Source organism: Arthrobacter sp. P1_D12 (assembly GCF_056406175.1).
This window is the reverse complement of sequence record NZ_JBFUAR010000052.1, coordinates 1-1,367: the sequence shown is the minus strand read 5'-3', so window position 1 is coordinate 1,367 and position 1,367 is coordinate 1. Positions and strand designations below refer to the sequence as shown.

Here is a 1,367-nt window from a genome sequence, read left to right as displayed (position 1 = left end):
TGGCTGGAGTCCCTGGATACCCTGATTCAGGAACAAGGCACCGAACGTGCCCAGTACATTATGCGAAGCCTGCTCCAGCGGGCCGGCGCGCAGAGCGTGGGTGTTCCGATGGTCACCACCACGGACTACGTCAACACCATCCCGGTCGACCAGGAAGCGGCATTCCCCGGCGATGAAGAGATCGAACGCAAATACCGTGCCTGGCTGCGCTGGAATGCCGCCGTGATGGTGCACCGGGCWCAGCGGGCGGACATCGGCGTCGGCGGCCATATCTCCACCTACGCCGGTGCCGCGACCCTGTACGAGGTCGGCTTCAACCACTTCTTCCGCGGCAAGGACCACCCCGGCGGCGGCGACCAGGTGTTCTTCCAGGGCCACGCCTCCCCCGGCATGTACGCCCGCGCCTTCATGGAAGGCCGGCTCTCCGAGGAGGACCTGGACGGGTTCCGGCAGGAGAAGTCCAAGGAAGGGCACGCCCTGTCCTCCTACCCGCACCCGCGCCTGATGCCGGAGTTCTGGGAATTCCCCACCGTCTCGATGGGCATCGGCCCGATGAACGCCATCTACCAGGCCCAGTCCAACCGGTACCTGCACAACCGCGGCATCAAGGACACCTCGGACCAGCAGGTCTGGGCGTTCCTGGGCGACGGCGAAATGGACGAGCCCGAGTCCCGCGGCCTGCTGCAGCTGGCGGCCAACGACAAGCTCGACAACCTCAACTTCGTCATCAACTGCAACCTCCAGCGCCTCGACGGTCCCGTCCGCGGCAACGGCAAGATCATGCAGGAACTCGARGCGTTCTTCCGCGGTGCCGGCTGGAACGTCATCAAGGTCGTCTGGGGCCGGGAGTGGGATGACCTGCTGGCCAAGGACGAGGACGGCTCGCTCGTGAAGATCATGAACGAGACCGTCGACGGGGACTACCAGACGTACAAGGCCGAGTCCGGCGCGTTCGTCCGYGAGCACTTCTTCGGCAAGACCCCGCAGACCAAGGAAATGGTCCAGGACCTGACCGACGACCAGATCTGGAACCTCAAGCGCGGCGGGCACGACTACAACAAGGTCTACGCCGCCTACAAGGCCGCCACCGAGTTCAAGGGCAARCCCACGGTCATCCTGGCGCACACGGTCAAGGGCTACGGYCTGGGCACCCACTTCGAGGGCCGCAACGCGACCCACCAGATGAAGAAGCTCACCCTCGCGGACCTCAAGGCCTTCCGCGACCACCTGCGCATCCCGATCACGGACGACCAGCTCGAAGCGGACCTCTACCGGCCGCCGTACTACCACCCCGGCATGGACTCCCCCGAGATCCAGTACCTGATGGACCGCCGCAAGCAACTCGGCGGCTTCGTCCCCGAGCGGCG

General features: G+C 65.5%; 1 pseudogene. It reads left to right on the top strand.

Features of this window, described 5'->3' with window-relative positions:
• Positions 1-1,367 (top strand): annotated as a pseudogene (locus AC1DZV_RS21765) (pyruvate dehydrogenase (acetyl-transferring), homodimeric type); the annotation flags it as partial.